Source organism: Nocardioides sediminis, from assembly GCF_003047295.1.
Lineage (GTDB): Bacteria > Actinomycetota > Actinomycetes > Propionibacteriales > Nocardioidaceae > Nocardioides > Nocardioides sediminis.
This window is the reverse complement of record NZ_PZYZ01000007.1, coordinates 72,073-96,731: the sequence shown is the minus strand read 5'-3', so window position 1 is coordinate 96,731 and position 24,659 is coordinate 72,073. Positions and strand designations below refer to the sequence as shown.

The window sequence follows — 24,659 nt, the reverse complement described above, 5'->3', positions numbered from 1 at the left end:
GCCGGCGGCAGGTGCTGTCGGCAGCGTCTGCATCGGTGACCGGGATGGTCAGCGACGAGTCTTGGGGTCCAGGGCGTCGCGGATCGCGTCACCGAGGAGGTTGAGCGAGAGCACCAGCAGCACGACGCCGATCAGGGGCTCCCACAGGTAGAGGGGGTACTGCTCGAAGTAGGTCACCGCGAAGCTGATGGTGCGGCCCCACGAGGCGCCGTCGGTGACGCCGATGCCGAGGAACGCGAGACCCGCCTCGGCGGCCACGAAGGCCGGCAGCATCAGCGAGATGCTGATGATGATGGGCGCGGCCAGGTTGGGCATGAGCTCCTTGAACAGGATGCGCCGGGTCGGCATCCCGAGAACCCGGGCCGCGTGGACGAACTCCCGCTCGCGCAGCGAGAGGACCTCGCCACGGATCAGTCGCGCCATGCCCATCCAGCCGAACATCGCGAGCACCGCCACGAGGCTGACCTTCTGGATCATCGGGTAGTTGTCGCTGGAGTTGAACCGCTCGTTGAGGATCGGGGCGATCGTCAGCGCGGCGAGGATGAAGGGCACGGTGAGGAACGTGTCCACGAAGAAGGAAAGCACCTTGTCGACGACGCCGCCGAGGAATCCGGCGAGAAGTCCGACGACGATGCCGACGACGGAGGCGAAGAGCGTGGCCCCACCGGCGATCATCAGCGAGGTGCGGGCGCCGTAGAGCCAGTAGGCCAGGTTGTCGTCCGCGGTGCGCGGGGCGATGCCGAAGGGGTGGTCCATCGTGAAGCCGCCGTTGGGCGGGCCGTACTCCGGCTTGGGCATGCCGCCGTTGAGGACGTCGAGGTACTGGCTGGCCAGGACCGTGTCGGTGCTGACGCCGAACAGCTTGCTGATCACGCCGGCGAAGACGGCGATCAGGACGAAGAACAGGATGACGAACGCGCACGCCATCGCGATCTTGTCCTTCAGCAGGCGCCCTGCGGCGATCTGCATCGGCGACTTGCCGGCGATCTCCTTGGCGGACGTGCTGTTGGGGTCAACGCTGGTCTCGTCGGTCAACGAGCCCAAGGTCTCGGGTGCAGTCGGCTGCGACATGCTCTCCCTATCTGGCCGGGATGCTGGTCCTGGGGGGGAACGGGGGGGGGGAACCCTTTTCGGCGGTCCAGACCGGTAGGTCTGGGCTACGCCGAGACGGGACTCTATGTGACGGGCGACGCACAGGCGATCACTGACGCGTAACGATCCGGACACGACAGGTTTGCCGCCCGGACCGCCACGATCGGCGTCCGATCACGCCTCTGGCGACAGATCCTCCGCCTGTGGGGCGTCCACACCGGCCTCCTTGCGCTGCTGGGGAGAGATCGGCGCGGGGGCTGCCGTCAGCGGGTCGTAGCCGCCACCGGACTTCGGGAAGGCGATCACGTCGCGGATGGACTCGCTGCCGGAAAGTAAAGAAACGATGCGGTCCCACCCGAACGCGATGCCGCCGTGCGGCGGGGCGCCGTACTTGAAGGCCTCGAGGAGGAAGCCGAACTTCTCGTCCGCCTCCTCCGGGCCGATGCCCATCACCTCGAAGACGCGCTTCTGGACGTCCTCGCGGTGGATACGGATGGAGCCGCCGCCGATCTCGTTGCCGTTGCAGACGATGTCGTAGGCCCAGGCGAGGGCGTTGGCGGGGTCGTGGTCGAAGCCCTCGAGGTCCTGCGGCGAGGTGAAGGCGTGGTGGACGGCGGTCCAGGCGCTGTAGCCCAGCGCCACGTCACCGGAGGCCGTCGCGTCGGCGGTCGGCTCGAAGAGCGGCGCGTCGACGACCCACAGGAAGCTCCAGGCGTCGTCGTCGAGCAGGTCGAGGCGACGGCCGATCTCGAGGCGCGCGGCGCCCAGCAGGGCCCGGCTCGTCTTGACGGGGCCGGCGGCGAAGAAGATGCAGTCCCCGGGGACCGCGCCCACGTGGGCCGCGATGCCCGCACGCTCGGCGTCGGTGAGGTTCTTGGCGACCGGTCCCCCGAGCTCGCCGTCCTCCTGCACGAGCACGTAGGCCAGGCCACGGGCTCCGCGCTGCTTGGCCCACTCCTGCCACGCGTCGAGCTGCTTGCGCGGCTGGCTCGCGCCGCCCGGCATGACGACCGCGCCGACGTAGTCGGCCTGGAAGACCCGGAAGGTCGTGTCGGAGAAGAACTCGGTGCACTCCACGAGCTCCTGGCCCATGCGCAGGTCGGGCTTGTCCGAGCCGAACCGGGCCATCGCCTCGGCGTACGTCATCCGGGGAAGCGGGGTGGGCACGTCGTGGCCGATCAGCTTCCACAGCGCGACGAGGATCTCCTCGGAGACGGCGATGACGTCGTCCTGGTCGACGAAGCTCATCTCGATGTCGAGCTGGGTGAACTCGGGCTGGCGGTCGGCGCGGAAGTCCTCGTCGCGGTAGCAGCGCGCGATCTGGTAGTAGCGCTCCATGCCGGCGACCATCAGCAGCTGCTTGAACAGCTGGGGGCTCTGCGGCAGGGCGTACCAGCTGCCCGGCCGCAGCCGGGCGGGCACCAGGAAGTCGCGGGCGCCCTCCGGCGTGCTGCGGGTCAGCGTGGGCGTCTCGATCTCGACGAAGTCGTGGCGCTCCAGCACGTCGCGTGCCGCCTTGTTGACCTTGCTGCGCAGGCGCAGCGCGCTGTTGGGCCCGCTGCGGCGCAGGTCGAGGTAGCGGTGCTTGAGGCGGGCCTCCTCGCCGACCTCGCCGCTCTTGGACGAGGCGGCGTCGTCGATCGGGAAGGGCAGCGGTGCCGAGGCGCTCAGCACCTCGATGTCGGAGGCGACCACCTCGATGTCACCCGTGGCGAGGTGGGGGTTCTCGTTGCCGGCCTTGCGGGCCACGACCTCGCCGGCGACCTTGAGGCAGTACTCGGCGCGCAGGCTGTGCGCCACGGCCTCGTCGCGGACGACGACCTGCACGACGCCGCTGGCCTCGCGGAGGTCCAGGAAGGCCACTCCCCCGTGGTCCCGCCGGCGGGCCACCCACCCGGCGAGGGTGACGGTCTGGCCGACGTGCTCGGCGCGCAGGGCGCCGGCGTCATGGGTGCGGATCACTGGTTCTCCTCATGTTCAACTGTGCTGACGATGGTCGGCCGGAGGTCTGCCTCCGGCGGGGTCCAGGCGGCGGGGTCGGCGTCGACCTGCTGCCCGGAGCGGATGTCCTTGACCTGGTGGGTCACTCCCCCGTCGTCGGTCGGCTGGACGAACCAGACGAACGGGATGCCGCGGCGCTCGGCGTACCGGATCTGCTTGCCGAACTTCGCGGCGTCCGGCGCCACCTCGCAGGGGATGTCACGGCGGCGCAGGTCGGCGGCCACCGCGCTGCTCGTGGCGCGGGAGCCCTCGTCGACCACGGCGACCAGCACGGCGCTGGGCACCGAACGGGAGGCCGACAGGCCGGTGCGCGCGAGCAGGGGTACGACGACCCGGCTGACGCCGAGCGAGATGCCGACCCCGGGGTACGTCGTACGGCCGTCGCTGGCGAGGGCGTCGTAGCGCCCGCCCGAGCAGATCGACCCCATCGACTCGTAGCCGTCGAGGCGGGTCTCGAAGACGGTGCCCGTGTAGTAGTCGAGGCCGCGGGCGATGGAGAGGTCGGCGGTCACGCGCACCCGGTCCGTGACCAGGTCGGCGCAGCCGCGGACGAGCTCGGCCAGCTCGGCCAGCCCCTCGTCGAGCAGCTCGTGCTCGACGCCCAGGGCGCGGACGGCCGCCACGAAGCCGTCGTCGTCCGAGCGGATCGTCGCCAGCTCCAGGACGCGATCGGCGTTCTCCACCGACAACCCGGCCTCCTGCAGGAGCAGGTCGCGGACCTTGTCGACGGGCAGCTTGTCGAGCTTGTCGACGAGGCGCATGACCTCGTCGGTCCCGCCGTCGCCGGTCCGGATGCCGAGGCCGGCGTAGAAGCCCTGGATGAGCTTGCGGTTGTTGACCTGGAGCCTGAAGCCGGGCAGGAAGTCGAGGCGGGTGAGCGCGTCGACCATGACCCGGGTGACCTCGACGTCGTGGTGGAAGGCCAGCGTGTCGCGGCCCACGATGTCGATGTCGGCCTGGGTGAACTCCCGGAACCGCCCCTCCTGGGGGCGCTCCCCCCGCCACGCCTTCTGGATCTGGTAGCGCCGGAACGGGAAGTCGAGCTTGCCGGCGTTCTCCAGCACGTAGCGGGCGAACGGGACGGTGAGGTCGAAGTGCAGGCCGATGCCGGCGTGGCCCTCGACGGACTCCTCCTGCAGCCGGCGCAGGAGGTAGACCTCCTTGGACGTGTCGCCCTTGCGGAGCAGCTGGTCCAGCGGCTCCACGGCACGGGTCTCGATGCCGGCGAAGCCGTGCAGCTCGAAGGTGTGCCGCAGCGTGTCGATGACCTGCTGCTCGACGGCGCGCTGCGCAGGCAGCAGCTCGGGGAACCCGCTGAGGGGCGTGGGCTTGCTCATGTGTCTAGAGACCTCGGGTGGCTCGACCCGTCTCGTCTCCTCGCTGGAGCTCGAGCAGGTAGGGGTTGGTGGCGCGCTCGCGGCCGATGGACGTCTGCTCCCCGTGCCCGGGCAGCACCACGACGTCGTCGGCCAGCGGCAGCACCTTGTCGGTGAGGCTGCGCAGCATCGTCGGATGGTCGCCGCCGGGGAGGTCGGTGCGCCCGATCGACCCCGCGAAGAGCAGGTCGCCCGAGAACATGACCTCCGAGACGCGCGGGTCGGTGGCGGCGTACGGGGTCCGGAAGGTCACCGACCCCTCCGTGTGCCCGGGGGTGTGGTCGACCACGAACCTGAGCCCGGCGAGCTCGAGCTCCTGCAGGTCGGAGAGCTCGCGGACGTCGTCGGGCTCCGCCCACTCGTAGCTGCCCCCGAGCAGCATGGACGTGGTCTCGCGACTCATGCCGGCCATCGGGTCGGTGAGCAGGTGGCGGTCGGCCGGGTGGACCCAGGCGGTGGCGTCGTAGGTCCCGCTCACGGGCGCGACGCACCACATGTGGTCGACGTGGCCGTGGGTGACCAGCACCGAGACCGGCTTGAGCCGGTGCTCACGGACGACCTCGGCGACCATGGCCGCGGAGTCCTTGCCCGGGTCGACGACGACGCACTCGGAGCCCGCTCCGGTGGCCACGACGTAGCAGTTGGTGCCCCAGGGTCCAGCGGGGAAGCCGGCGATCAGCACGGGGCAACAGTCCTCAGCAACGGGTCGGGGGGTGGGGCGAGGAGTCAGCCTACCGAGACGCGTCCGGGGGATGACTACGATGGGCGACCATGAGCGCCGACAAGCAGTCCTCGCAGGCTTCCGACTGGGGCCGGGTCACCGAGGACGGCACCGTATACGTCCGGACCGCCGATGGAGAACGCTCCGTGGGGCAGTACCCCGAGGGGACGCCCGAGGAGGCGCTGAAGTTCTTCACCGACCGGTACGACGCCCTCGCCTTCGAGGTGCAGCTCCTCGAGCAGCGCATCGGGGCCGGCAAGCTGAGCCCGGAGGAGGCCTCCTCCACCGTCAAGGCGCTGCGCGAGCAGGTCGTCGAGGCCAACGCCGTCGGTGACCTCAACGCCCTCGCCGGCCGGCTCGACGCGACCGCGCCCCTGATCGCGATCCAGCGCGACGCGCGCCGCGCCGAGAAGGCCCAGCGCACCGCCGAGTCGAAGGCCGAGAAGGAGAAGATCGTCACCGAGGCCGAGAGGCTCGCCGAGAGCAACGACTGGCGCAACGGCGCCAACCGGCTCCGCGACCTCCTCGACCAGTGGAAGGCGCTCCCGCGCCTCGACCGGGCCACCGACGACGCCCTGTGGCGCCGGTTCTCCTCCGCCCGCACCACCTACACGCGCCGCCGCAAGGCGCACTTCGCCGAGGAGCACGAGCGCCGCGACGGGGCCCGGGTCATCAAGGAGCGCCTCGCCACCGAGGCCGAGGCCCTGTCCACCTCGACCGAGTGGGGCCCCACCGCGGGCCGCTACCGCGACCTGATGCGCGAGTGGAAGGCCGCCGGCCCCGCCCCGCGCGACGTCGACGACCAGCTCTGGCAGCGCTTCCGGGGAGCCCAGGACCGCTTCTTCGGCGCCCGCGACGCGGCCAACGCCGAGCTCGACAAGGAGTTCGCCGCCAACGCCGAGGTCAAGGAGGCCCTCCTCGTCGAGGCCGAGGCCCTGCTGCCGGTGACCGACCTGGACGCCGCCAAGCGGGCCTTCCGCGACATCGCCGACAAGTGGGACGCCGCGGGGAAGGTCCCGCGCGACCGGATGAAGGAGCTCGAGGGCCGCATCCGCAAGGTCGAGCAGGCGATCCGCTCCGTCGAGGACGACCAGTGGCGCCGCTCCGACCCCGAGAAGTCCGCCCGCGCCGACGACATGGTCTCCAAGCTCGAGGCCGGCATCGCGGAGACCCAGGCCAAGCTCGACAAGGCCCAGGCCGCCGGTGACACCAAACGCGCCAAGGACCTCGAGTCCGAGCTGGCCAACAAGCAGGCCTTCCTCGACATGGCGCGCCGCGCGTCCGCGGAGTTCGGCAGCTGACGCTCGCCGACCGCGCGTCACCGTCGTACGTCCGACGCTCCGGCGACCGCGCCGTCGGACGCTGGGCGGGACGTCCGACGTCCCGGCGGCCCGGGCGACCCCTTCGTAGGACGTCCCGCTGGACGTCCGACGTCTCGGTCGGGGTCAGCTGGTGACGCGGTAGGCGTCGAAGACGCCGGGGACCGAGCGGACGGCACGCAGGACGCTGTCGAGGTGCGAGGCGTCGGCCATCTCGAAGCTGAATCGGCTCTTGGCCACCCGGTCACGGGTGGTCGAGAGGGTGGCGCTGAGGATGTTCACGTGCGCGTCCGAGAGGACCATGGTGATGTCGGACAGCAGCCGCGCCCGGTCGAGGGCCTCGACCTGGATGTTGACCAGGAAGGTCGACTGCGAGGTGGGCGCCCACTCGACGTCGAGGAGCCGCTCGGGCTGGCTCTCGAGGTTGCCGGCGTTGGTGCAGTCCTTGCGGTGCACCGAGACTCCCCCGCCCTTGGTCACGAACCCGAGGATCGGGTCCGGCGGCACGGGCGTGCAGCACTTGGCGAGCTTGACCCACAGGTCCTCGACGCCCTTGACGATGACGCCGGCGTCGCTGGAGGTCGGCTTGGAACGGCCGCGCCGACCGGTGATGGTGACGCCCTCGGCCAGGTCCTCGGCGGCCCCGTCGTCGCCCCCGTGCAGGTCGATGACGCGGCGTACGACGGCCTGGGCGCTGAGGTTGCCCTCCCCCACGGCGGCATACAGCGCGGAGACGTCGGAGTGGTGGAAGTGCTCGGCGACGAGCATCAGCGACTCGTGCGTCATCAGGCGCTTGAGGGGCAGCCCCTCCTTGCGCATCATGCGCCCGATCTGCTCCTTGCCGCGCTCGATCGCCTCCTCGCGCCGCTCCTTGGTGAACCACTGGCGGATCTTGGAGCGCGCGCGGGGCGACTTGACGAAGTTGAGCCAGTCGCGCGACGGGCCGGCGCCGGGCGCCTTGGAGGTGAAGACCTCCACGACATCGCCGTTGTCCAGGGAGGACTCCAGCGGGACGAGCCGGCCGTTGACCCGGGCGCCGATCGTGTGGTGCCCGACCTCGGTGTGCACGGCGTAGGCGAAGTCCACCGGCGTCGAGCCGACGGGCAGCGGCATCACGTCGCCGCGCGGGGTGAAGACGTAGACCTGGGCGCGGTTCATCTCGAAGCGCAGCGACTCCAGGAACTCCCCCGGGTCCTCGACCTCGCTCTGCCAGTCCATGAGCTGGCGCAGCCACGACATGTCGTCGAGGTCGCCGGGCCGGTCGGTGTCGACCCCGGCCTTGCCGTCCTCCTTGTACTTCCAGTGCGCCGCGACGCCGTACTCGGCGCGGCGGTGCATGGCGAAGGTGCGGATCTGGAGCTCGACCGGCTTGCCCTGCGGTCCGATGACCGTCGTGTGCAGCGACTGGTACATGTTGAACTTCGGCATCGCGACGTAGTCCTTGAACCGCCCGAGCACGGGGTTCCACCGCGAGTGCAGGACACCGAGCACCGCGTAGCAGTCCCGGTCCTCCTCCACGAGGATCCGGATGCCGACCAGGTCGTAGATGTCGGAGAACTCCCGGCCCCCGACGATCATCTTCTGGTAGATCGAGTAGTAGTGCTTGGGCCGTCCGGTGACCTTGGCCTTGATCTTGGCCTCGCGCAGGTCGGCCTCGACCTTCTCGATGACCTCGGCGAGGAACTGGTCGCGCGACGGCGCCCGCTCGGCCACGAGCCGCACGATCTCGTCGTACATCTTGGGGTGCAGGGTGGCGAAGGCGAGGTCCTCGAGCTCCCACTTGAGGGTGTTCATGCCCAGGCGGTGCGCGAGCGGCGCGTAGATGTCGAGGGTCTCGCGGGCCTTGCGCTCCTGCGTCTCGGCCTTGAGGTAGCGCAGCGTGCGCATGTTGTGCAGCCGGTCGGCGAGCTTGATGACCAGCACCCGGATGTCGCGCGACATCGCGACGATCATCTTGCGGATCGTCTCGGCCTGCGCGGAGTCGCCGTACTGGACCTTGTCGAGCTTGGTGACGCCGTCCACCAGCGCCGCGACCTCGTCCCCGAAGTCGGCGCGCAGCTGGTCGAGGGTGTACGGCGTGTCCTCGACCGTGTCGTGCAGGAGCGCCGCGACCAGGGTCGGCTCGGTCATGCCGATGTCGGCGAGGATCGTGGTGACGGCGAGCGGGTGGGTGATGTAGGGGTCGCCGCTCTTGCGCATCTGCGTGTCGTGCATCCGCTCGGCGATGCCGTAGGCACGCTCCAGCAGGGCCAGGTCGGCCTTCGGGTGGTTGGCCCGGACGGCGCGGAACAGCGGCTCGAGGACCGGGTTGCCCGAGGGCGCCTTGGCGCCGATCCGGGCCAGTCGCGCGCGCATGCTGCGGGGCGACACGGGCACGTCAGCGGACCGCTCGCGCGGCACCGGTGTCGTGGTCTCCTCTGGCATCCACCCAGTCTAGTGACGCGCGCGAGCCGGGGTACGCCGGACCGCCGAGGTCACACCGTCATGAGCGCGGTGAGCGGCAGTCCGGCCACCGCTTGGCGGCCCGGCAGGAAGCTCAGCTCCATGAGCACGGCCACCCCCACGCAGGTGCCGCCGCACCGCTCCACCAGCTCGCGGGTGGCCGCCACGGTGCCACCGGTGGCGAGCACGTCGTCGACCAGCAGCACGCGGTCGCCCGGCGCGATGCCGTCGCGGTGCACCTCGAGCGTCGCCTCGCCGTACTCCAGGGAGTAGGAGACGGCGTGGGTGGACCGCGGGAGCTTGCCCGCCTTGCGGACCGGCACGAAGCCGGCGCCGAGCTCGAGGGCGACGGGCGCGGCCAGGATGAAGCCGCGGGCCTCCATGCCGACGACCTTGTCCACGACCGTGCCGCCCGAGTCGTCACGACCGCCGGTCGCGAGCGCCGAGACGACGGACCCGAAGGCCACGTGGTCGGCCAGGAGCGGCGTGATGTCCTTGAAGACCACCCCGGGCTCGGGATAGTCGGCCACGTCCACGATCAGACGGTCGAGGTGGGCGCGCGCGAGGTCAGCGTGCGTGTCCGTCACGTGGTGCCTCAGCCCTCGGTGTGCGTCCCGGGCGCGGTGCCGGGCTCGTCACCGCCGGCGGGCTCGACGGAGCCGATCGCGGGCCGCACGACCTCGACCTCGACGCCGGTCGCGATCTCGACGCGCACGCGGTCGTCGGTCACGGACCGCACGGTGCCGAAGATGCCGGAGGTCAGCATGACGCGCTGGCCGGGCTGCACCTCGGACTGGATGCGGGCGAGCTGCTTCTGGCGGCGCGAGGCGGGGCGCACCACCATCAGCCAGAAGAGCAGGGCAATGGCCACCAGGGGCAGGAAGGAGACGAGCTCCGTCACGGTCGTGTACCTCGCGAGTCAGGGAGTGAGACGGCGGTCCCCGAGGAGCTGCTGACGCGCTCGGACGGGACCAACGGTGGAGTGTACGTGGCCGGGTCGGGGGCCGGTCACAGGTCGTCGAACAGGGAGCCGTCGATGCCCGCGACGCTGGGCACCGACAGCCCGAGGTGGTCCCAGGCGGCTCGGGTGGCGACCCGTCCGCGCGGGGTCCGGGCGAGCAGTCCCATCCGCACCAGGAAGGGCTCGGCGACCTCCTCGACGGTCTCGCGCTCCTCCCCCACGGCCACCGCCAGGGTGGCCACGCCGACCGGGCCGCCCCCGAAGCGGCGGCACAGCACGTCGAGCACCGCGCGGTCCAGCCGGTCGAGCCCCGACTCGTCCACCTCGTAGAGCTCGAGGGCGTCGCGGGAGACCGGCAGCGTCACCACGCCGTCGGCGCGCACCTGCGCGAAGTCGCGGACCCGGCGCAGGAGCCGGTTGGCGATGCGCGGCGTGCCGCGCGAGCGCGACGCGATCTCGGCCGAGCCCTCGGAGGTCAGCTCGACGTCGAGCAGGCCGGCCGAGCGGTGCACGATCAGGTCCAGCTCGTGGGGCTCGTAGAACTCCAGGTGCGCGGTGAAGCCGAAGCGGTCCCGCAGCGGGCCGGGCAGCAGGCCCGCGCGCGTGGTGGCGCCGACCAGGGTGAAGGGCGGGATCTCGAGCGGGATCGCGGTCGCTCCCGGCCCCTTGCCGATGACGACGTCGACCCGGAAGTCCTCCATCGCCATGTAGAGCATCTCCTCGGCCGGGCGGGACATCCGGTGGATCTCGTCGACGAAGAGCACGTCGCCCTCGTTGAGGCCCGACAGGATCGCGGCCAGGTCGCCGGCGTGGGTGATCGCCGGGCCGCTGGTGAGCCGCAGCGGCGCCGACATCTCCCCCGCGATGATCATCGCCAGCGTGGTCTTGCCGAGGCCGGGCGGTCCCGAGAGCAGCACGTGGTCGGGCGCCCTCCCCCGACGCCGCGCCGCCTCGAGGACCAGACCGAGCTGGTCACGAACCCGCACCTGCCCGACGACCTCGTCCAGGCTGCGGGGACGCAGCGCGGCCTCGACGGCTCGCTCGTCGCCGTCGGCCTCGGCGTCGGTGAGCCGCCGGAAGTGGGCCGCCTCCGCAGGCGTGAGGTCGGCCTCGGAGAGCTCGACGTCGTCGAGGTCGGTGTCGTCCCAGTCGATCGGCATCGGTCCGGCCTCCTCAGGCCTTGCTCAGCGTGCGGAGCGCAGCACGCAGCAGGGCGGGCACGTCGGGACTGGGGCCGGCCTGGTCGGCGACGGCGTCGATCGCCTTGTCGGCCTCCTTGGCCGACCAGCCGAGGCCGACGAGGCCCTGCTGGACCTGGTCGCGCCAGGGCGCGCCGGCCGGCGTGGGCGTCGTACGACCGCCGGATCCGACGGGGGCCCCGATGCGGTCGCGGAGCTCGAGGATGATGCGCTGGGCGCCCTTCTGACCGATGCCGGGGACCCGGGTCAGGGTCTTGACGTCCTCGGCGGCCACGGCGGCCCGCAGGTCGTCGGGCGACAGCACGGCGAGCATGGCCTGGGCGAGCTTGGGACCGACCCCGGAGGCGGTCTGCACGAGCTCGAAGACCTGCTTCTCGTCCTCGTCCAGGAAGCCGAACACCGTGAGGGAGTCCTCGCGGACCACCATGCTGGTGGGCAGCGTGGCCTCCCGGCCGACCCGCAGCGTCGCCAGCGTGCCCGGCGTGCACATCAGCTCGAGCCCGACCCCGCCGACCTCGAGGACGGCGCTGGTCAGGGTGACGGCGGCGACCTCGCCACGGACGAATGCGATCACGGCTTCCTCCCGGCCGCGGCGAGCGCGGCGTCGATGCGGGCCTGGGCGCTGCCGCGCCAGATGTGGGTGATGGCCAGCGCCAGCGCGTCGGCGGCGTCGGCCGGCTTGGGGGGTGCGTCCAGCCGCAGGATCCGGGTCACCATGGCCCCGACCTGTGCCTTGCCTGCCCGACCGCTGCCGGACACCGCCGCCTTGACCTCGCTGGGCGTGTGCAGGGCGACGGGCAGCCCGCGCCGGGCGGCGACCACGAGCGCGATGCCGCTGGCCTGGGCGGTCCCCATGATGGTGCTGACGTCGGAGCGGGCGAAGATCCGCTCGACCGCCACGGCGTCCGGCCGGAACTCGTCGAGCCAGGCGTCGAGGCCCTTCTCGATGGTCACGAGGCGCTCGGCGACGGGGACGCCCGCGCTGGTGCGCAGCACGTTGACGTCCACCAGGGTCAGCGGTCGACCCAGCGATCCCTCGACCACGCCGACCCCGCACCGGGTGAGGCCGGGGTCGATGCCGAGCACGCGCATGGGGACCCTTCCGTACGAACAGGTGTTCGGTCGCCCACGCTACGGTCCTTCGCCCACGCGACGGCTCGCGACACGCCGGGTCAGGCGTCGAGCTCGGCGAGCACCTCGTCCGGCACGTCGACGTTGGTGAAGACGTTCTGCACGTCGTCGAGGTCCTCGAGCGCGTCCACGAGCCGGAAGACCTTGCCGGCCGCGTCGCTGTCGGCCACCGGGATCTCCATGCTGGCGACGAACTCGACGTCCGCGGAGTCGTAGTCGATGCCGGCCGCCTGGAGGGCGGTGCGGACCTCGACCACGTCGGTGGCCTCCGACTGCACCTGGAAGGCCTCGTCGAGGTCGTTGACCTCCTCGGCGCCGGCGTCGAGGGTCGCCTCGAGGACGTCGTCCTCGGACACCTCCCGGGACTCCTGCGCCTTGGGCACCACCACGACGCCCTTGCGGGTGAAGAGCCGCGAGACCGACCCCGGGTCGGCCAGCGTGCCGCCGTTGCGGGTGACCGCGGTGCGGACCTCCATGGCCGCGCGGTTGCGGTTGTCGGTGAGGCACTCGACGAGGAGCGCGACGCCCTGCGGGCCGTAGACCTCGTACATGATGGTCTGGTAGTCGGCTCCACCCGCCTCGGCGCCGGAGCCGCGCTTGACCGCCCGGTCGATGTTGTCGTTGGGGACCGAGCTCTTCTTGGCCTTCTGGATCGCGTCGAAGAGCGTCGGGTTGCCGGCGGGGTCGCCGCCGCCCTGCTTGGCCGCCACCTCGATGTTCTTGATGAGCTTGGCGAACAGCTTGCCGCGCTTGGCGTCGATCGCGGCCTTCTTGTGCTTCGTGGTCGCCCACTTGGAGTGGCCAGACATGGGTCCCTCTTCTTCTCAAGTGCAGTACGGCGTGGCCCGCGCGGTCAGCTCCTGCGCACCAGGTCCACGAACATCTGGTGGACCCGCGTGTCCCCGCCGACCTCCGGGTGGAAGGAGGTCGCCATCAGGTGACCCTGGCGAACGCCGACGATCCTACCGGCGGCCGGACCGGAGGCGACCCGCGCCAGCGTCTCGACGCCCTGCCCGGCCTCCTCCACCCACGGGGCGCGGATGTAGACCGCGTGCACGGGGTCGTCGAGGCCGGCGAACGGGACGTCCTCCTCGAACGAGTCGACCTGCCGGCCGAAGGCGTTGCGCCGCACGGTGACGTCCATCCCGCCGATGGTCTCCTGGCCGGGCGCTCCGTCCAGCACCCGGTCGGCGAGCAGGATCATCCCGGCGCAGGTGCCCAGCGCGGGGAGCCCGTCGGCGATCCGCGCCCGCAGCGGCTCGAGGAGGTCGAAGATCCGGGCCAGCTTGACCATCGTCGTCGACTCGCCGCCGGGCAGCACGAGCCCGTCCACCGCGGCGAGCTCGGCGGGACGGCGTACGACGGTCGCCTCGACGCCGCAGGACGCGAGCGCACGCAGGTGCTCACGCACGTCCCCCTGGAGGGCGAGGACCCCGATCGTCCGGGTCACCAGCCCCGCTCGGCGAGCCGGTGCGGCTGCGGGATCTCGTCGACGTTGATGCCGACCATCGCCTCGCCGAGCCCGCGGCTGACCTTGGCGACGACGTCGGGGTCGTCGTAGAAGGTGGTGGCCTTGACGATCGCCTCGGCGCGCTGGGCCGGGTTGCCCGACTTGAAAATGCCCGATCCGACGAAGACGCCCTCGGCGCCCAGCTGCATCATCATCGCGGCGTCGGCCGGGGTGGCGATGCCGCCGGCGGTGAAGAGCACCACGGGCAGCTTGCCGGCGGCCGCGACCTCCTTGACCAGGTCGTACGGCGCCTGGAGCTCCTTGGCGGCGACGTACAGCTCGTCCTCGGACAGGCCGTGGAGGCGACGCAGCTCGGCGCGGATGGTGCGCATGTGGGTGACGGCGTTGGAGACGTCGCCGGTGCCGGCCTCGCCCTTGGAGCGGATCATCGCCGCGCCCTCGGTGATGCGGCGCAGCGCCTCGCCGAGGTTGGTGGCCCCGCACACGAAGGGGACCGTGAAGGCCCACTTGTCGATGTGGTTGGCGTAGTCGGCCGGGGTCAGCACCTCGGACTCGTCGATGTAGTCGACCCCGAGAGACTGCAGGACCTGCGCCTCGGCGAAGTGGCCGATGCGGGCCTTGGCCATCACCGGGATCGAGACGGCCTCGATGATGCCGTCGATCATGTCGGGGTCGCTCATGCGGGACACGCCACCCTGGGCGCGGATGTCGGCGGGGACCCGCTCGAGGGCCATCACGGCGACCGCGCCGGCGTCCTCGGCGATCTTGGCCTGCTCGGCGGTGACGACGTCCATGATGACGCCGCCCTTCAGCATCTCGGCCATGCCGCGCTTGACGCGGGAGGTGCCGGTGGTGGGGGTCTGCGGGGAGTCGGACATGGGGAAATCGTAGTGCGGCCGACCCTGCGTCCCCACCCCGGGACAGGCCTGGGGGCTCAGGCCTGCGAGGCGGCCCGCGCCAGGGCCTGGCGGCGCACGGTCCAGATGCGCTGGGCGACCGTGGCGGTGGCCGCGACGGCCAGGATCCACAGGGCCGCCTCGAGCAGCCAGGGCAGGTCGAGCACGTCGGCGAAGAAGGCCGGCACGAGGAAGCCGACCAGGCGGTCGGGGCGCTCCGCGACGCCCACCTTGGCGTCGTAGCCGAGGTGGTCGGCCTTGGACCGGGCGTAGGACGTCACGGCCCCCATCACCAGGATGACGAGGCACAGGGCGGTGTAGAGGCGGTCCTCCACGACCCAGGCGAAGTAGAGCGCCGCCCCGGCGAAGAGAGCGCCGTCGGCGACGCGATCGAGCGTGGAGTCGAGGAAGGCTCCGAAGTCGTCCTTGCGGCCCGACTTGCGCGCCATGGCACCGTCGACGAGGTCGCTGAACACGAAGGCGGTGATGAACAGCACGCCCTGCCAGACCATCCCCTGCGGGAAGAAGAAGAGGGCGCCGAAGGACAGGCCCAGCGTACCGACCAGCGTCACCACGTCGGGGCTGATGCCCAGGCGCAGGAAGAGGTTGACGAAGGGCGCGAGCATGACGCCCTGCCAGAACTGCTTGAACCTGTCGAGCACGGCGGCAGGCTACCCTCCCGCGAGGCGGTCGCAGACCTCGGACACGGCGCTCGGGACACCCGCGACGTGCCACTGCCTGCCGCCGGCCTCGACGAGACGGGCCTCCCCGCCCACGCTGCGGATGATCGCGGCGCCGGGGAGTCGGTCCCAGTCGGGGACCGAGTGCTGGAACGACACGTCGCAGGACCCCTGCGCGATGGCCATCGCGTCCAGCGTCCCCGAGCCCATCATGCGCAGCGTCGCGACGCCACCGACCGCCCGGGCGAACGCCGCGCCCACCTCGCCCTCGTAGAACGGTGGATGGAGGTAGGTCGTCGCGCAGCACTCCGACAGCGGCCGGTCCACGAGCGGCGCCATCGGCACGCCGTTGCGCGTGCCCGGGCGCGCGGGCCCCCCGACGTACGTCGCGTCCTGCTGCGGGTGGTGCACCGCACCCAGGACGACGTCGTCGCCGTCGACCAGGGCCAGCGCCGAGCACCACCACTCCAGCCCGCGGTGGAAGTTGTAGGTGCCGTCCACCGGGTCGATCACCCAGGTGCGGCCGCTGGTCCCGGTGTGGTCGGCGCCCTCCTCCCCCACGACCCCGTCGTCGGGGCGCGCCGCTCGGAGGCCGTCCACGACCAGGCGCTCGGCGGCCCGGTCGGCGGCCGTGACGATGTCGGAGACGTGGGTCTTCTGCTCGGTGGCAAGGCCCTCGCGCCTCATGGTGGCCGCCAGCACGGCCGCCTCTCGGACGAGCGCGGAGGCAAGCTGGGCGTCATCCACGCCCCGCACGCTACCGGGGCGGCGTACTGTGGCAGCACGGAGCCATCCAGGCTTCCGACGAGGGAGCCCCGATGAGCGACAAGTCGCCACGGCAAGGCATGACCAAGAAGTCCGGCAAGTCCATCAAGGAGAAGCGTGCCGAGAAGCACGCCAAGGCTGCCGGGAAGACCACGGCCGTCGAGGGCCTGACCCCCAAGAAGAAGTGAGCCTCCTCGGCCTCGGTGTCGTCGGCACCTCGACCAAGGAGAACGAGCACCGTCTCCCGCTGCACCCCGAGCACCTGTCGCGGCTCGATCCCGAGGTCGCCCGGCGGATCACCCTCGAGCACGGCTACGGCGCCCGCTTCGGACGCTCCGACGCCGAGCTCGCCGAGCACGTCGCCGGCTTCGCGACCCGCGAGGAGATCATCACCGGGTCCGACGTGGTGGTGCTGCCGAAGCCGCAGCACGGCGACGTGGCCGCGATGCGCCCCGGGCAGGTCCTCTGGGGCTGGCCGCACTGCGTGCAGGATCCCGGGCTGACGCAGCTGGCCATCGACCGGGAGCTGACCGTCATCGCGTTCGAGGCGATGAACCACTGGACCGCGGACGGTCACGTCGGGCTGCACGTCTTCCACAAGAACAACGAGCTCGCGGGCTACTGCTCGGTGCTGCACGCGATGCAGCTCATCGGCGTCACCGGCGACTACGGCCGGCGGCTCAGTGCGGTCGTGATCGGTTTCGGCGCCACCGCCCGCGGCGCCGTCACCGCGCTCAAGGCGCACGGCGTGGGTGACGTGGCCGTCCTGACGACCCGCGGCGTCGCGGCGGTCGGCTCGCCGATCCACTCGGTGCGGATCCGCCAGTTCGACCACGACCCGCACCGGGTCGGGCTGAGCCACGTGATCACCGACCGGGGTCGCGAGCCCCTGGCGGCGTACCTCGCGGAGAACGACATCGTCGTCAACTGCACGTTCCAGGACACCTCGGCGCCGCTGACCTACCTGCAGACCGAGGACCTCGACGCGTTTCGGCAGGGCAGCCTGATCGTGGACGTGTCGTGCGACGAGGGGATGGGCTTCTCGTGGGCCACCCCCACGACCTTCGCCGAGCCGATGTTCATGGTGGCGGACCGCGTCCACTACTACGCCGTGGACCACAGCCCGTCGTACCTCTGGAGCTCGGCGACCTGGGAGAACAGCGAGGCCCTGCTCCCCTTCGTGGAGACGGTCCTGTCGGGCCCGCGTGCCTGGGACGCGGACGAGACGGTCAGCCGGGCCATCGAGATCCGGGGCGGACACATCCGCAACCCTGCGATCCTGGCCTTCCAGGGGCGCGCGCCGGAGCACCCCCATCCGGTGAGCCGGGCGTAGGGACGGGGCGGGGCCCGAAGCGGCCGCCCCTCGCGCGGCGGAGCAGCCGGTCAGACCAGCTCGGGCACCCGCAGGTGCGCGATGGCCAGCTCGCACTCCAGGATGTCGGTGAACCGGGTGCTCGACGTGGCGCTGCGCTCCTCCCTCATCCTCGCGACCATCTCGCGGGTCGCCTCCAGGCCTGCGCGGGACTCGAAGCGGGCCGTGCCGCAGCACCGCCCGCCGGCCCGGTCGACCAGGAAGCTGGCGCTGCAGAACTCGTCCTCGCCGTCGAGCCGCAGGAGCACGGTGTCCCGGAAGAAGTCGATCATCGACTCGACCTCCGCGGGGTCGCACTGCATCCAGGTGACGCGGCACCAGGACCCCTCCTCGGCCTCGTGCTCGCGGTGCATCACCGCGATCTCCCACCTGTCGACCTCGGCCTCACCGCCCATCAGCTCGCTGCCCCTCGCCCGTAGCGGACCGACCCGGCCCTCGGTGGCCCGCATCTCCTCCTCGCCCAGCCAGGACGTCGTGGCAATGCAGCGACCGCCCTCGCGGTCGACGAGCAACGACAGCCCGATGCAGCCGTCCATCGCCGTGACCGCCGGCATCACCTCGTCGCGCACGAACGCGACGCACGCGTCGACCTGACCGGCATCGCCGGTGATCGACGTCGATCGTGCATACATCACGGTGCACCTCCGCACCACAGGGGTGGCGCCCCGGTGACGCCACCGGTCCTCCCCACGTTCCTCCCCTCCACCGCCGGGGGCAAGGGGTGGCGGAAGGTCAGTGACCGGCCTGCTCGCGCCAGGCCTCGGCGAGCAGCCTGCGGGTGTCCGCCAGCAGCTGCGGCAGCGTCTTGGTGCCGCCGATGACGGTGATGAAGTTGGCGTCGCCGGACCACCTCGGTACGACGTGCTGGTGCAGGTGGTCGGCCAGCGAGCCGCCCGCGGGGCCGCCGAGGTTGATCCCGACATTGAAGGCGTGCGGCTGGCTGACGCTGCGGATCACCCGGATCGCCTGCTGGGTCATCGTCATCAGCTCGGCGGACTCCTCGGGCGTGAGGTCCTCGAGACCCGCCACGTGCCGGTAGGGCACGACCATCAGGTGTCCGGGGTTGTAGGGGTGCAGGTTGAGGACGGCGTACGTCGTCTCGCCGCGCGCCACGACGAGCGACTCGTCCTCCGGTTGCGCCGGGATGACGCAGAAGGGGCACCCGGGCTCGTCGGTCGCCGTCCGGACGTAGGCCATCCGGTGCGGCGTCCAGATCCGCTCGAGCCCGTCCTCGCCCACGACGCGGGTCAGACCTGCTCGCGGGCCGCGACCGCGGAGGCGACGCGCTCGATGGCCTCCTCGACGGGCACGCCGTTGTCCTGGCGTCCGTCGCGGTAGCGGAACGACACGGCACCGTGCTCGATGTCGTCGTCGCCGGCGATCATCATGAACGGCACCTTCTGCAGCTGCGCGTTGCGGATCTTCTTCTGCATCCGGTCGTCGGAGTCGTCGACCTCGACCCGCAGCCCGGCCACCTTCATGCGCCGCGCGACGTCGTACAGGTAGTCGTGGTGCCGCTCGGCGATCGGGATCGCCTGGACCTGGACCGGCGCCAGCCAGGGCGGGAAGGCGCCGGCGTAGTGCTCGACCAGCACGCCGAAGAACCGCTCCAGCGAGCCGAACTTGGCGGAGTGGATCATGACCGGCTGCTGGCGCGAGCCGTCGGCGGCAGCGAACTCGAGCTCGAAGCCCTTGGGCTGGTTGAAGTCGTACTGGATGGTCGACATCTGCCAGGTGCGGCCGATGGCGTCGCGCGCCTGCACCGAGATCTTGGGGCCGTAGAACGCCGCCCCGCCCGGGTCGGGCACGAGCTTGAGGCCCGAGGCGACGGCGACGTCCTCGAGCACCTTCGTGGCGGTCGCCCAGTCCTCGTCGGTGCCCACGAACTTGTCGGGCTTGGAGTCGTCGCGGGTCGAGAGCTCGAGGTAGAAGTCGTCGATGCCGAAGTCGCGCAGCAGCCCGAGGACGAACTCGAGGAGGTGCCTGACCTCGGCCGGCGCCTGCTCGGGGGTGACGTAGGAGTGCGAGTCGTCCTGGGTCAGGCCGCGGACGCGGGTGAGGCCGTGGACCACCCCGGACTTCTCGTAGCGGTAGACGCTGCCGAACTCGAAGAGCCGCAGCGGGAGCTCGCGGTAGGACCGTCCACGGGAGCGGAAGATCAGGTTGTGCATCGGGCAGTTCATCGCCTTGAGGTAGTAGTCCGACCCCTCGAACTCCATCGGCGGGAACATGGTGTCCCTGTAGTACGGCAGGTGCCCGGAGGTGTGGAACAGCCCCTCCTTGCTGATGTGCGGGGTGCCGACGTAGTCGAAGCCCTCCTCGATGTGGCGCTGGCGGACGTAGTCCTCCATGACCCGCTTGATCACGCCGCCCTTGGGGTGGAAGACCGCGAGGCCGGACCCGATCTCGTCGGGGAAGCTGAACAGGTCGAGGTCGCGGCCGAGCTTGCGGTGGTCGCGGCGCTCGGCCTCCTCGATGCGGTGGAGGTGCTCCTCCAGCGCCTCCTTGGACTCCCACGCGGTGCCGTAGATGCGCTGGAGCTGCTTGTTCTTCTCGTCCCCGCGCCAGTAGGCCGCGGCGGTGCGCATCAGCTTGAACGCCGGGATCCGCTTGGTGGTCGGCAGGTGGGGACCGCGGCAGAGGTCGGACCAGGCGGCCTGCCCGTCGCGGCCGATGTTGTCGTAGATGGTCAGCTCGGCGCCGCCGACCTCGACCGAGGCGCCCTCGGTGTCGTCGGCCCCCGCACCGCCCTTGAGGCCGATGAGCTCGAGCTTGTAGGGCTCGTCCTGCAGCTCGTTGATCGCGTCGGCGTCGGTGGTGACCCTCCGCTCGAAGCGCTGGTTGGCCTTGATGATCTTGCGCATGGCGGTCTCGATCTTGGCGAGGTCCTCCGGCACGAACGGGGTCTCGACGTCGAAGTCGTAGTAGAAGCCGTCGGTCACCGGCGGGCCGATGCCCAGGCGGGCCTCGGGCCAGATCTGCTGCACGGCCTGCGCCATCACGTGGGCGGTGGAGTGCCGCAGGATGTCGCGCCCGTCCTTGCTGCCGATCTCCACGCCCTCGACCTCGTCGCCGTCCCGCAGCTCGTGGGCGAGGTCGCGCAGCTCGCCGCCGACGCGGGCCGCGATGACGTCCGCGTCGTCCTTGAAGAGCTCCCAGGCCTTGGTGCCCGTCGTCAGGGTCTGCTCCTCACGCTGGCCAGCGTGGGTGCGGACGACCTGGATCTCGGACACGGCGGTGCTCCTTGCGAGGTGGTTGAGCGGGTGGGTCGAGCGGACTCCGCCGATGCTATCGGCCGCGGCCTCCCGGGCTCACCCCGGTTTGGCCGCCGTCGGCTCGCGTGCGCCCACCAGTAGCCTGCGCCCATGTCCCGCATGGTCGTCCGTCCCCGCCTCGCCCGCACCCTCCTGCGCCTCGTGCGGTGGCGGACCGTGGGGACGCTCCCCTCGCACGGCATCGTCGTCGGGGCGCCGCACACCTCCAACTGGGACTGGGTCTTCTCGCTGCTGCTCGCCTGGAGCCAGGGCCGGCATCCCCGGATCATGGTCAAGCAGGAGTTCTTCAAGGGTCCGCTGGCGCCCGTCATGCGCGCCACCGGCGCGGTCTCGATCGACCGGTCGCACCCGGCCGCCGACATCCGGGCGCTGGTCGACAGCATCGGGGGGTCCGAGGAGTTCCTGCTCGCCATCGCCGCCGAGGGCACGCGCAGCCGCTCCGACCACTGGAAGTCCGGCTTCTACCGGCTCTCGCAGCAGACGGGGCTGCCGATCACGCTGGCCTTCATCGACGGCCCGTCCCGCACCGTCGGGGCCGGCCCCACCTTCACCCCCACCGGCGACGTCAAGGCCGACATGGACATGGTGCGGGCCTTCTACGCCGACAAGCGCGGGCTGCACCCTGACAAGCGCACGGAGCCCCGGCTGCGCAACGAGGGCTGACCGGTCCGGACGCCTGGCCTCAGAGCGTCCCGTCGGCGTCCGCCGGCGTGGCCTCGTGACCCTCCCGGCCGCGGGTGCGCCGCAGCTCCTTCATCTCGGCCTCGAACACGTGCCGTCGACCGTCCACCAGCTCGTCGATGGCGCGCCGCTCGATCGCCTTGGCCTCGGCGTAGTAGCCGTCGTCGAACGCCTCGACCATCTGGAAGGACCACATGCCCGGCAGGGGGTTGCGCCCCAGGACGGCCGTGTCGAGGGCGTCCGCGATGTCGTCGTGCCCGGCCTCCCGGATCAGGGCCGTCGCCTCCTCGAGCGTGGTCTCGGAGCTGCCCATGAGGCGGTGGAAGGCGTAGAGGTGGCCGCGAGCGTCCTCGACGTGGTCGAGCGCGGCGGACAGCTTGCCGAGGGCCTCGACGGTGGCGTCGCTGACGCCCTCGGGCCGACGGTGCTCAGGTGCTGGTCGGTCGGTCACGCGAGCCAGCGTGGCACGGGTCGTTGGTCCCGACCACCCCCGCACGGGCGTTCCCGCGCTGCCCGGGCAGGGGGGCGGGTCGGCCCTTCGCGGGTGTCCTTCGACCCTGTCGGCCCGAGGCCGGCCGACGGACGCTGGACGGTAGTCGACCAGCACGTCCTGGAGTGATGCCCCGTGAACACCTCGACCACCCCGATCGCATACCCGGTCCACGTCGACGCCGAGCTCGAACCCGGCCTGAGCCGCGGCCTGTGGCTCGTCAAGTGGATCCTGGCGATCCCCCACTACGTCGTCCTGGCGTTCTTGTGGATCGCCTTCGCGGTGACCACCGTCGTCGCCTTCTTCAGCATCCTGTTCACCGGCCGCTACCCGAGCGCGATCTTCGACTTCAACGTCGGCGTGATGCGCTGGAGCTGGCGAGTGGCGTTCTACGCCTACGGCGCCCTCGGCACCGACCGCTACCCACCGTTCACCCTCGCCGAGGTGCCCGACTACCCGGCCCACCTCCACGTCGACTACCCCGAGCACCTCTCCCGGGGCCTGGTCCTGGTGAAGTGGTGGCTGCTGGCCATCCCCCACTACCTGGTCCTCGCGCTCTTCGTCGGCGGCGCCGGGTACGCCCTGACCGGCGCCGACGACGACCCGGTGCTCACCATCAGCCTCCTCGGCATCCTCGTCCTGGTGGCCGGGGTGGTGCTGCTGTTCACCGGCCGCTACCCCCAGCGCGTCTTCGACCTGGTCCTGGGCATCAACCGCTGGGTCCTGCGGGTGGCCGGCTACGTCAGCCTGATGACCGACCGCTACCCGCCCTTCAGCCTCGACCAGGGGCCGCACGACCCGGACGTCGCGACCAATCCGCCTCCCGGGATCGCGCCGACGCCTGCGCACCCCGCGGGTCTGCCCGCCGCCGCTCCCCCGCACCGCGGTGGCTGGACGGCCGGACGCGTCTTCTGCGTCGTGCTCGGATCCCTGCTGGTGGTCAGTGGGCTGGGCCTGGCCGGCGCGGGCGGGACGCTGGCCCTGGTGGAGCAGACCCAGCGCGACGACGACGGCTTCCTGATGAGCCCCTCACGCACGTACGCCTCGGAGGGGTTCGCCATCACCTCCGGGGACCTCCAGGTCCACACCGACGGCGCGTCGACGTGGCTGCCCGAGGACCTGCTGGGCGACGTCCGGGTCGAGGCCGAGTCGACCATCGGTTCGGAGGTCTTCGTGGGCATCGCGCCGGCGGCCGACGTCGCGGCCTACCTGGGCGACGTACGGCACGACACGGTGCTCGAGGTGCGGGACGGCGAGACGATCTACCGCTCGACGCAGGGCGGGGCGCCGGAGGCGCCGCCCAGCGAGCAGACCTTCTGGACGGCGGAGGCGGTCGGGACGGAGCCCGCGCTCACCTGGGAGGTCGAGGACGGTGACTGGACGGTCGTGGTGATGGCCGCCGACGGCTCCGACCCCGTGGCCGCCGAGGTCCGCGCCGGCGCCGAGGTGCCCGTGCTCGAGACGGTCATCGCGGTCCTGCTCGTCCTCGCCGGTCTCGCCCTGGTCGCCGGGGTCCTGCTCATCGCCCTCCCGGTCCGGGCCGCCTCGAGGGGCACCACGCCGGGGGCACCGCCGTGGACGGCGCCGCCTGGGCCACCGCCGGGGGCAACGCCCGGCCCATGACGGGCGTGCTGGCACTGGGGGCCGGGCTGCTGGTCCTCGCGGTCGGCGTCGGGCTCGGGCCCCGGCACCTGGCCGTCGAGGGCCTCGGCCCGACCGGAGTGCTGGGGCTGGTCCTCGCGGCGTGCGGCGTCGCCGCGGTCCTGTGGGGCGCCGTGCGTGTGCTCCGCGGGACCCGCCGCCGCTGGTGGGTGCTGACCGTCCCCCTCCTGCTCGTGGCGACGTACCTCTCGCTGTGGACCCTGGGCACGGCGGTGGCCGCGGCCTTCCCGCCCCGCCCCGACCTCGGGTCCCGCACCCCGGCGGACCTGGCGATGGCCTACGAGGAGGTGACGCTCCCGAGCGCCGACGGGGTGCAGCTCTCGGGGTGGTACGTCGAGTCGCGCAACGGGGCCGCCGTCGCGCTGCTCCACGGAGCGGGATCGACGCGGACCTCCGTGCTGGACCACGCGGCCGTCCTGGCGGGCCACGGGTACGGCGTGCTGCTGCTCGATGCCCGCGGGCACGGTGAGAGCGAGGGACGCGGCATGGACCTCGGGTGGTGGGGCGAGTCCGACGCCGCCGGGGCGGTCGACTTCCTCAGCCGACGCCCGGACGTGTCCCCCGGGCGCATCGGCCTGGTCGGCCTCTCCATGGGCGGCGAGGAGGCGATCGGTGCCGCCGGGGTGGACGAGCGTGTCGCGGCCGTCGTGGCCGAGGGAGCGACCAACCGGACGGCGGCCGACCGCGGATACCTCGCGGCGTACGGCTTCCGTGGCGAGGTCCAGCAGGCGATCGACCGGGTGACCACCGCCCTGGTGGGCGTCCTGACCCCCGCTCCCCGACCGTCGTCCCTGCGGCAGTCGGTCGCGACCGCGACCGGGCGGACGGAGCCCACCGCCTTCCTGCTGCTCGCCGCCGGGGAGGTGCCCGACGAGTCCCTCGCGGTCGACTACGTCAGCGGTACGGCGCGCGGTCAGGTGGAGACGTGGACCGTCCCCGGCGCCGGTCACACGGGCGGCCTCTCCGCCGAGCCCGAGGAGTGGGAGGAGCGGGTGGTGACCTTCCTGGACGCCTCGCTGGGACCTTCGGGCCCCTGAGCCGGCGCGCGGCGTGACGACCGGGTCGCGACCACGCACGCGACGGGTGTCGCTGTGTCATGCTGGGGCCACGGGACGTCAACGGGGA

25 protein-coding genes are annotated in these 24,659 nt (G+C 71.7%); 6 read left to right on the top strand and 19 right to left on the bottom strand.

All coding sequences use genetic code 11. The features are described from left to right. Window positions 1-48: 48 nt before the first annotated feature. From DAI17_RS16115 to DAI17_RS16100, 4 genes are all read right to left on the bottom strand, one after another. Window positions 49-1,071 carry an ABC transporter permease gene (locus tag DAI17_RS16115; protein WP_107774236.1) on the bottom strand — a complete coding sequence of 341 codons (1,023 nt, stop codon included), beginning with the start codon at window positions 1,069-1,071 and terminating at the stop codon, window positions 49-51. Window positions 1,072-1,266: 195 nt separating this feature from the next. Next, on the bottom strand, window positions 1,267-3,054 hold the full coding sequence (gene aspS / locus DAI17_RS16110) for an aspartate--tRNA ligase (RefSeq protein WP_107774235.1): 1,788 nt from the start codon (window positions 3,052-3,054) through the stop codon (window positions 1,267-1,269). After that, window positions 3,051-4,430 carry a histidine--tRNA ligase gene (gene hisS, locus DAI17_RS16105; RefSeq protein ID WP_107774234.1) on the bottom strand — a complete coding sequence of 460 codons (1,380 nt, stop codon included), beginning with the start codon at window positions 4,428-4,430 and terminating at the stop codon, window positions 3,051-3,053. Before hisS ends, aspS begins: the two co-directional genes overlap by 4 nt. A gap of 4 nt (window positions 4,431-4,434) precedes the next feature. Continuing rightward, a complete protein-coding gene (locus DAI17_RS16100; protein WP_107774233.1) occupies window positions 4,435-5,151 on the bottom strand; it encodes an MBL fold metallo-hydrolase in 717 nt (238 codons plus the stop codon). Window positions 5,152-5,240: 89 nt separating this feature from the next. Between DAI17_RS16100 and DAI17_RS16095 the strand changes: the two genes are divergently transcribed. Beyond that, on the top strand, window positions 5,241-6,491 hold the full coding sequence (locus DAI17_RS16095) for a DUF349 domain-containing protein (RefSeq protein WP_107774232.1): 1,251 nt from the start codon (window positions 5,241-5,243) through the stop codon (window positions 6,489-6,491). A 144-nt stretch (window positions 6,492-6,635) separates the two neighbouring features. Here DAI17_RS16095 and DAI17_RS16090 read toward each other — a convergent pair whose 3' ends face one another. The 11 genes from DAI17_RS16090 to DAI17_RS16040 form a co-directional block, all read right to left on the bottom strand. Next, on the bottom strand, window positions 6,636-8,864 hold the full coding sequence (locus tag DAI17_RS16090) for a RelA/SpoT family protein (protein ID WP_107774423.1): 2,229 nt from the start codon (window positions 8,862-8,864) through the stop codon (window positions 6,636-6,638). Between the two features lie 119 nt (window positions 8,865-8,983). Then, on the bottom strand, window positions 8,984-9,538 hold the full coding sequence (locus DAI17_RS16085) for an adenine phosphoribosyltransferase (protein WP_107774231.1): 555 nt from the start codon (window positions 9,536-9,538) through the stop codon (window positions 8,984-8,986). Window positions 9,539-9,546: 8 nt separating this feature from the next. After that, entirely contained in the window at window positions 9,547-9,852 is a 306-nt protein-coding gene (gene yajC, locus DAI17_RS16080) for a preprotein translocase subunit YajC (protein WP_107774230.1), read from the bottom strand. A gap of 107 nt (window positions 9,853-9,959) precedes the next feature. Next, window positions 9,960-11,072 (bottom strand): Holliday junction branch migration DNA helicase RuvB, encoded by a 1,113-nt coding sequence (gene ruvB, locus DAI17_RS16075; protein ID WP_107774229.1) that lies wholly within the window; start codon window positions 11,070-11,072, stop codon window positions 9,960-9,962. A 13-nt stretch (window positions 11,073-11,085) separates the two neighbouring features. Next, on the bottom strand, window positions 11,086-11,685 hold the full coding sequence (gene ruvA / locus DAI17_RS16070; protein WP_107774228.1) for a Holliday junction branch migration protein RuvA: 600 nt from the start codon (window positions 11,683-11,685) through the stop codon (window positions 11,086-11,088). After that, a complete protein-coding gene (ruvC, locus tag DAI17_RS16065) occupies window positions 11,682-12,203 on the bottom strand; it encodes a crossover junction endodeoxyribonuclease RuvC (protein ID WP_107774227.1) in 522 nt (173 codons plus the stop codon). The genes ruvA and ruvC overlap by 4 nt, the downstream gene beginning before the upstream one ends. Window positions 12,204-12,283: 80 nt before the next feature. Then, entirely contained in the window at window positions 12,284-13,051 is a 768-nt protein-coding gene (locus DAI17_RS16060; RefSeq protein ID WP_107774226.1) for a YebC/PmpR family DNA-binding transcriptional regulator, read from the bottom strand. A gap of 44 nt (window positions 13,052-13,095) precedes the next feature. Continuing rightward, window positions 13,096-13,692, bottom strand: a complete 597-nt coding sequence (pdxT, locus tag DAI17_RS16055) for a pyridoxal 5'-phosphate synthase glutaminase subunit PdxT (protein ID WP_107774225.1) — start codon at window positions 13,690-13,692, stop codon at window positions 13,096-13,098. Next, entirely contained in the window at window positions 13,689-14,591 is a 903-nt protein-coding gene (gene pdxS, locus DAI17_RS16050; protein ID WP_107774224.1) for a pyridoxal 5'-phosphate synthase lyase subunit PdxS, read from the bottom strand. The genes pdxT and pdxS overlap by 4 nt, the downstream gene beginning before the upstream one ends. Before the next feature lie 56 nt (window positions 14,592-14,647). Beyond that, window positions 14,648-15,271: a phosphatidylinositol phosphate synthase gene (gene pgsA, locus DAI17_RS16045; protein WP_107774223.1), complete on the bottom strand. Its 624-nt coding sequence runs from the start codon at window positions 15,269-15,271 to the stop codon at window positions 14,648-14,650. Between the two features lie 9 nt (window positions 15,272-15,280). Continuing rightward, entirely contained in the window at window positions 15,281-16,036 is a 756-nt protein-coding gene (locus DAI17_RS16040) for an inositol monophosphatase family protein (RefSeq protein WP_234412535.1), read from the bottom strand. A 71-nt stretch (window positions 16,037-16,107) separates the two neighbouring features. Between DAI17_RS16040 and DAI17_RS21680 the strand changes: the two genes are divergently transcribed. Continuing rightward, the gene (locus tag DAI17_RS21680) at window positions 16,108-16,242 is read left to right on the top strand and encodes a hypothetical protein (protein WP_267894735.1); all 135 of its coding nucleotides are present in this window, start codon (window positions 16,108-16,110) and stop codon (window positions 16,240-16,242) included. Beyond that, window positions 16,239-17,387, top strand: coding sequence for a N(5)-(carboxyethyl)ornithine synthase (locus DAI17_RS16035; RefSeq protein ID WP_107774221.1), 1,149 nt, complete (start codon window positions 16,239-16,241; stop codon window positions 17,385-17,387). Before DAI17_RS21680 ends, DAI17_RS16035 begins: the two co-directional genes overlap by 4 nt. A gap of 50 nt (window positions 17,388-17,437) precedes the next feature. Here the strand turns inward: DAI17_RS16035 and DAI17_RS16030 are convergent, their stop codons facing one another. The 3 genes from DAI17_RS16030 to thrS all read right to left on the bottom strand — a co-directional run bounded on the left by DAI17_RS16030 (window position 17,438) and on the right by thrS (window position 20,659). Further along, window positions 17,438-18,058, bottom strand: a complete 621-nt coding sequence (locus tag DAI17_RS16030; protein WP_107774220.1) for a hypothetical protein — start codon at window positions 18,056-18,058, stop codon at window positions 17,438-17,440. A 100-nt stretch (window positions 18,059-18,158) separates the two neighbouring features. Beyond that, window positions 18,159-18,665: an HIT family protein gene (locus DAI17_RS16025; protein ID WP_456093755.1), complete on the bottom strand. Its 507-nt coding sequence runs from the start codon at window positions 18,663-18,665 to the stop codon at window positions 18,159-18,161. Window positions 18,666-18,673: 8 nt separating this feature from the next. Then, window positions 18,674-20,659, bottom strand: a complete 1,986-nt coding sequence (gene thrS / locus DAI17_RS16020) for a threonine--tRNA ligase (protein ID WP_107774219.1) — start codon at window positions 20,657-20,659, stop codon at window positions 18,674-18,676. Between the two features lie 132 nt (window positions 20,660-20,791). Between thrS and DAI17_RS16015 the strand changes: the two genes are divergently transcribed. Continuing rightward, window positions 20,792-21,364: a 1-acyl-sn-glycerol-3-phosphate acyltransferase gene (locus DAI17_RS16015; protein ID WP_107774218.1), complete on the top strand. Its 573-nt coding sequence runs from the start codon at window positions 20,792-20,794 to the stop codon at window positions 21,362-21,364. Between the two features lie 19 nt (window positions 21,365-21,383). Here DAI17_RS16015 and DAI17_RS16010 read toward each other — a convergent pair whose 3' ends face one another. Beyond that, complete coding sequence (locus tag DAI17_RS16010) at window positions 21,384-21,833, bottom strand: hypothetical protein (RefSeq protein WP_199905164.1); 450 nt, start codon at window positions 21,831-21,833, stop codon at window positions 21,384-21,386. Window positions 21,834-22,007: 174 nt separating this feature from the next. Between DAI17_RS16010 and DAI17_RS16005 the strand changes: the two genes are divergently transcribed. After that, the gene (locus DAI17_RS16005) at window positions 22,008-23,495 is read left to right on the top strand and encodes a DUF4389 domain-containing protein (protein WP_234412534.1); all 1,488 of its coding nucleotides are present in this window, start codon (window positions 22,008-22,010) and stop codon (window positions 23,493-23,495) included. Then, the gene (locus DAI17_RS16000; RefSeq protein WP_107774216.1) at window positions 23,447-24,571 is read left to right on the top strand and encodes an alpha/beta hydrolase; all 1,125 of its coding nucleotides are present in this window, start codon (window positions 23,447-23,449) and stop codon (window positions 24,569-24,571) included. Before DAI17_RS16005 ends, DAI17_RS16000 begins: the two co-directional genes overlap by 49 nt. Window positions 24,572-24,659: the final 88 nt, after the last annotated feature.

What these genes read in the sequence shown, in the direction of transcription:
- DAI17_RS16030 (WP_107774220.1), bottom strand. Translation starts at nt 18,058, where the DNA reads ATGTATGCACGATCGACGTCGATCACCGGCGATGCCGGTCAGGTCGAC.
- DAI17_RS16060 (WP_107774226.1), bottom strand. Translation starts at nt 13,051, where the DNA reads ATGTCTGGCCACTCCAAGTGGGCGACCACGAAGCACAAGAAGGCCGCG.
- ruvB (WP_107774229.1), bottom strand. Translation starts at nt 11,072, where the DNA reads ATGCCGATCGACTGGGACGACACCGACCTCGACGACGTCGAGCTCTCC.
- pdxS (WP_107774224.1), bottom strand. Translation starts at nt 14,591, where the DNA reads ATGTCCGACTCCCCGCAGACCCCCACCACCGGCACCTCCCGCGTCAAG.
- hisS (WP_107774234.1), bottom strand. Translation starts at nt 4,430, where the DNA reads ATGAGCAAGCCCACGCCCCTCAGCGGGTTCCCCGAGCTGCTGCCTGCG.
- DAI17_RS16095 (WP_107774232.1), top strand. Translation starts at nt 5,241, where the DNA reads ATGAGCGCCGACAAGCAGTCCTCGCAGGCTTCCGACTGGGGCCGGGTC.
- ruvC (WP_107774227.1), bottom strand. Translation starts at nt 12,203, where the DNA reads ATGCGCGTGCTCGGCATCGACCCCGGCCTCACCCGGTGCGGGGTCGGC.
- DAI17_RS16090 (WP_107774423.1), bottom strand. Translation starts at nt 8,864, where the DNA reads ATGCGCGCGCGACTGGCCCGGATCGGCGCCAAGGCGCCCTCGGGCAAC.
- DAI17_RS21680 (WP_267894735.1), top strand. Translation starts at nt 16,108, where the DNA reads ATGAGCGACAAGTCGCCACGGCAAGGCATGACCAAGAAGTCCGGCAAG.
- DAI17_RS16015 (WP_107774218.1), top strand. Translation starts at nt 20,792, where the DNA reads ATGTCCCGCATGGTCGTCCGTCCCCGCCTCGCCCGCACCCTCCTGCGC.
- DAI17_RS16115 (WP_107774236.1), bottom strand. Translation starts at nt 1,071, where the DNA reads ATGTCGCAGCCGACTGCACCCGAGACCTTGGGCTCGTTGACCGACGAG.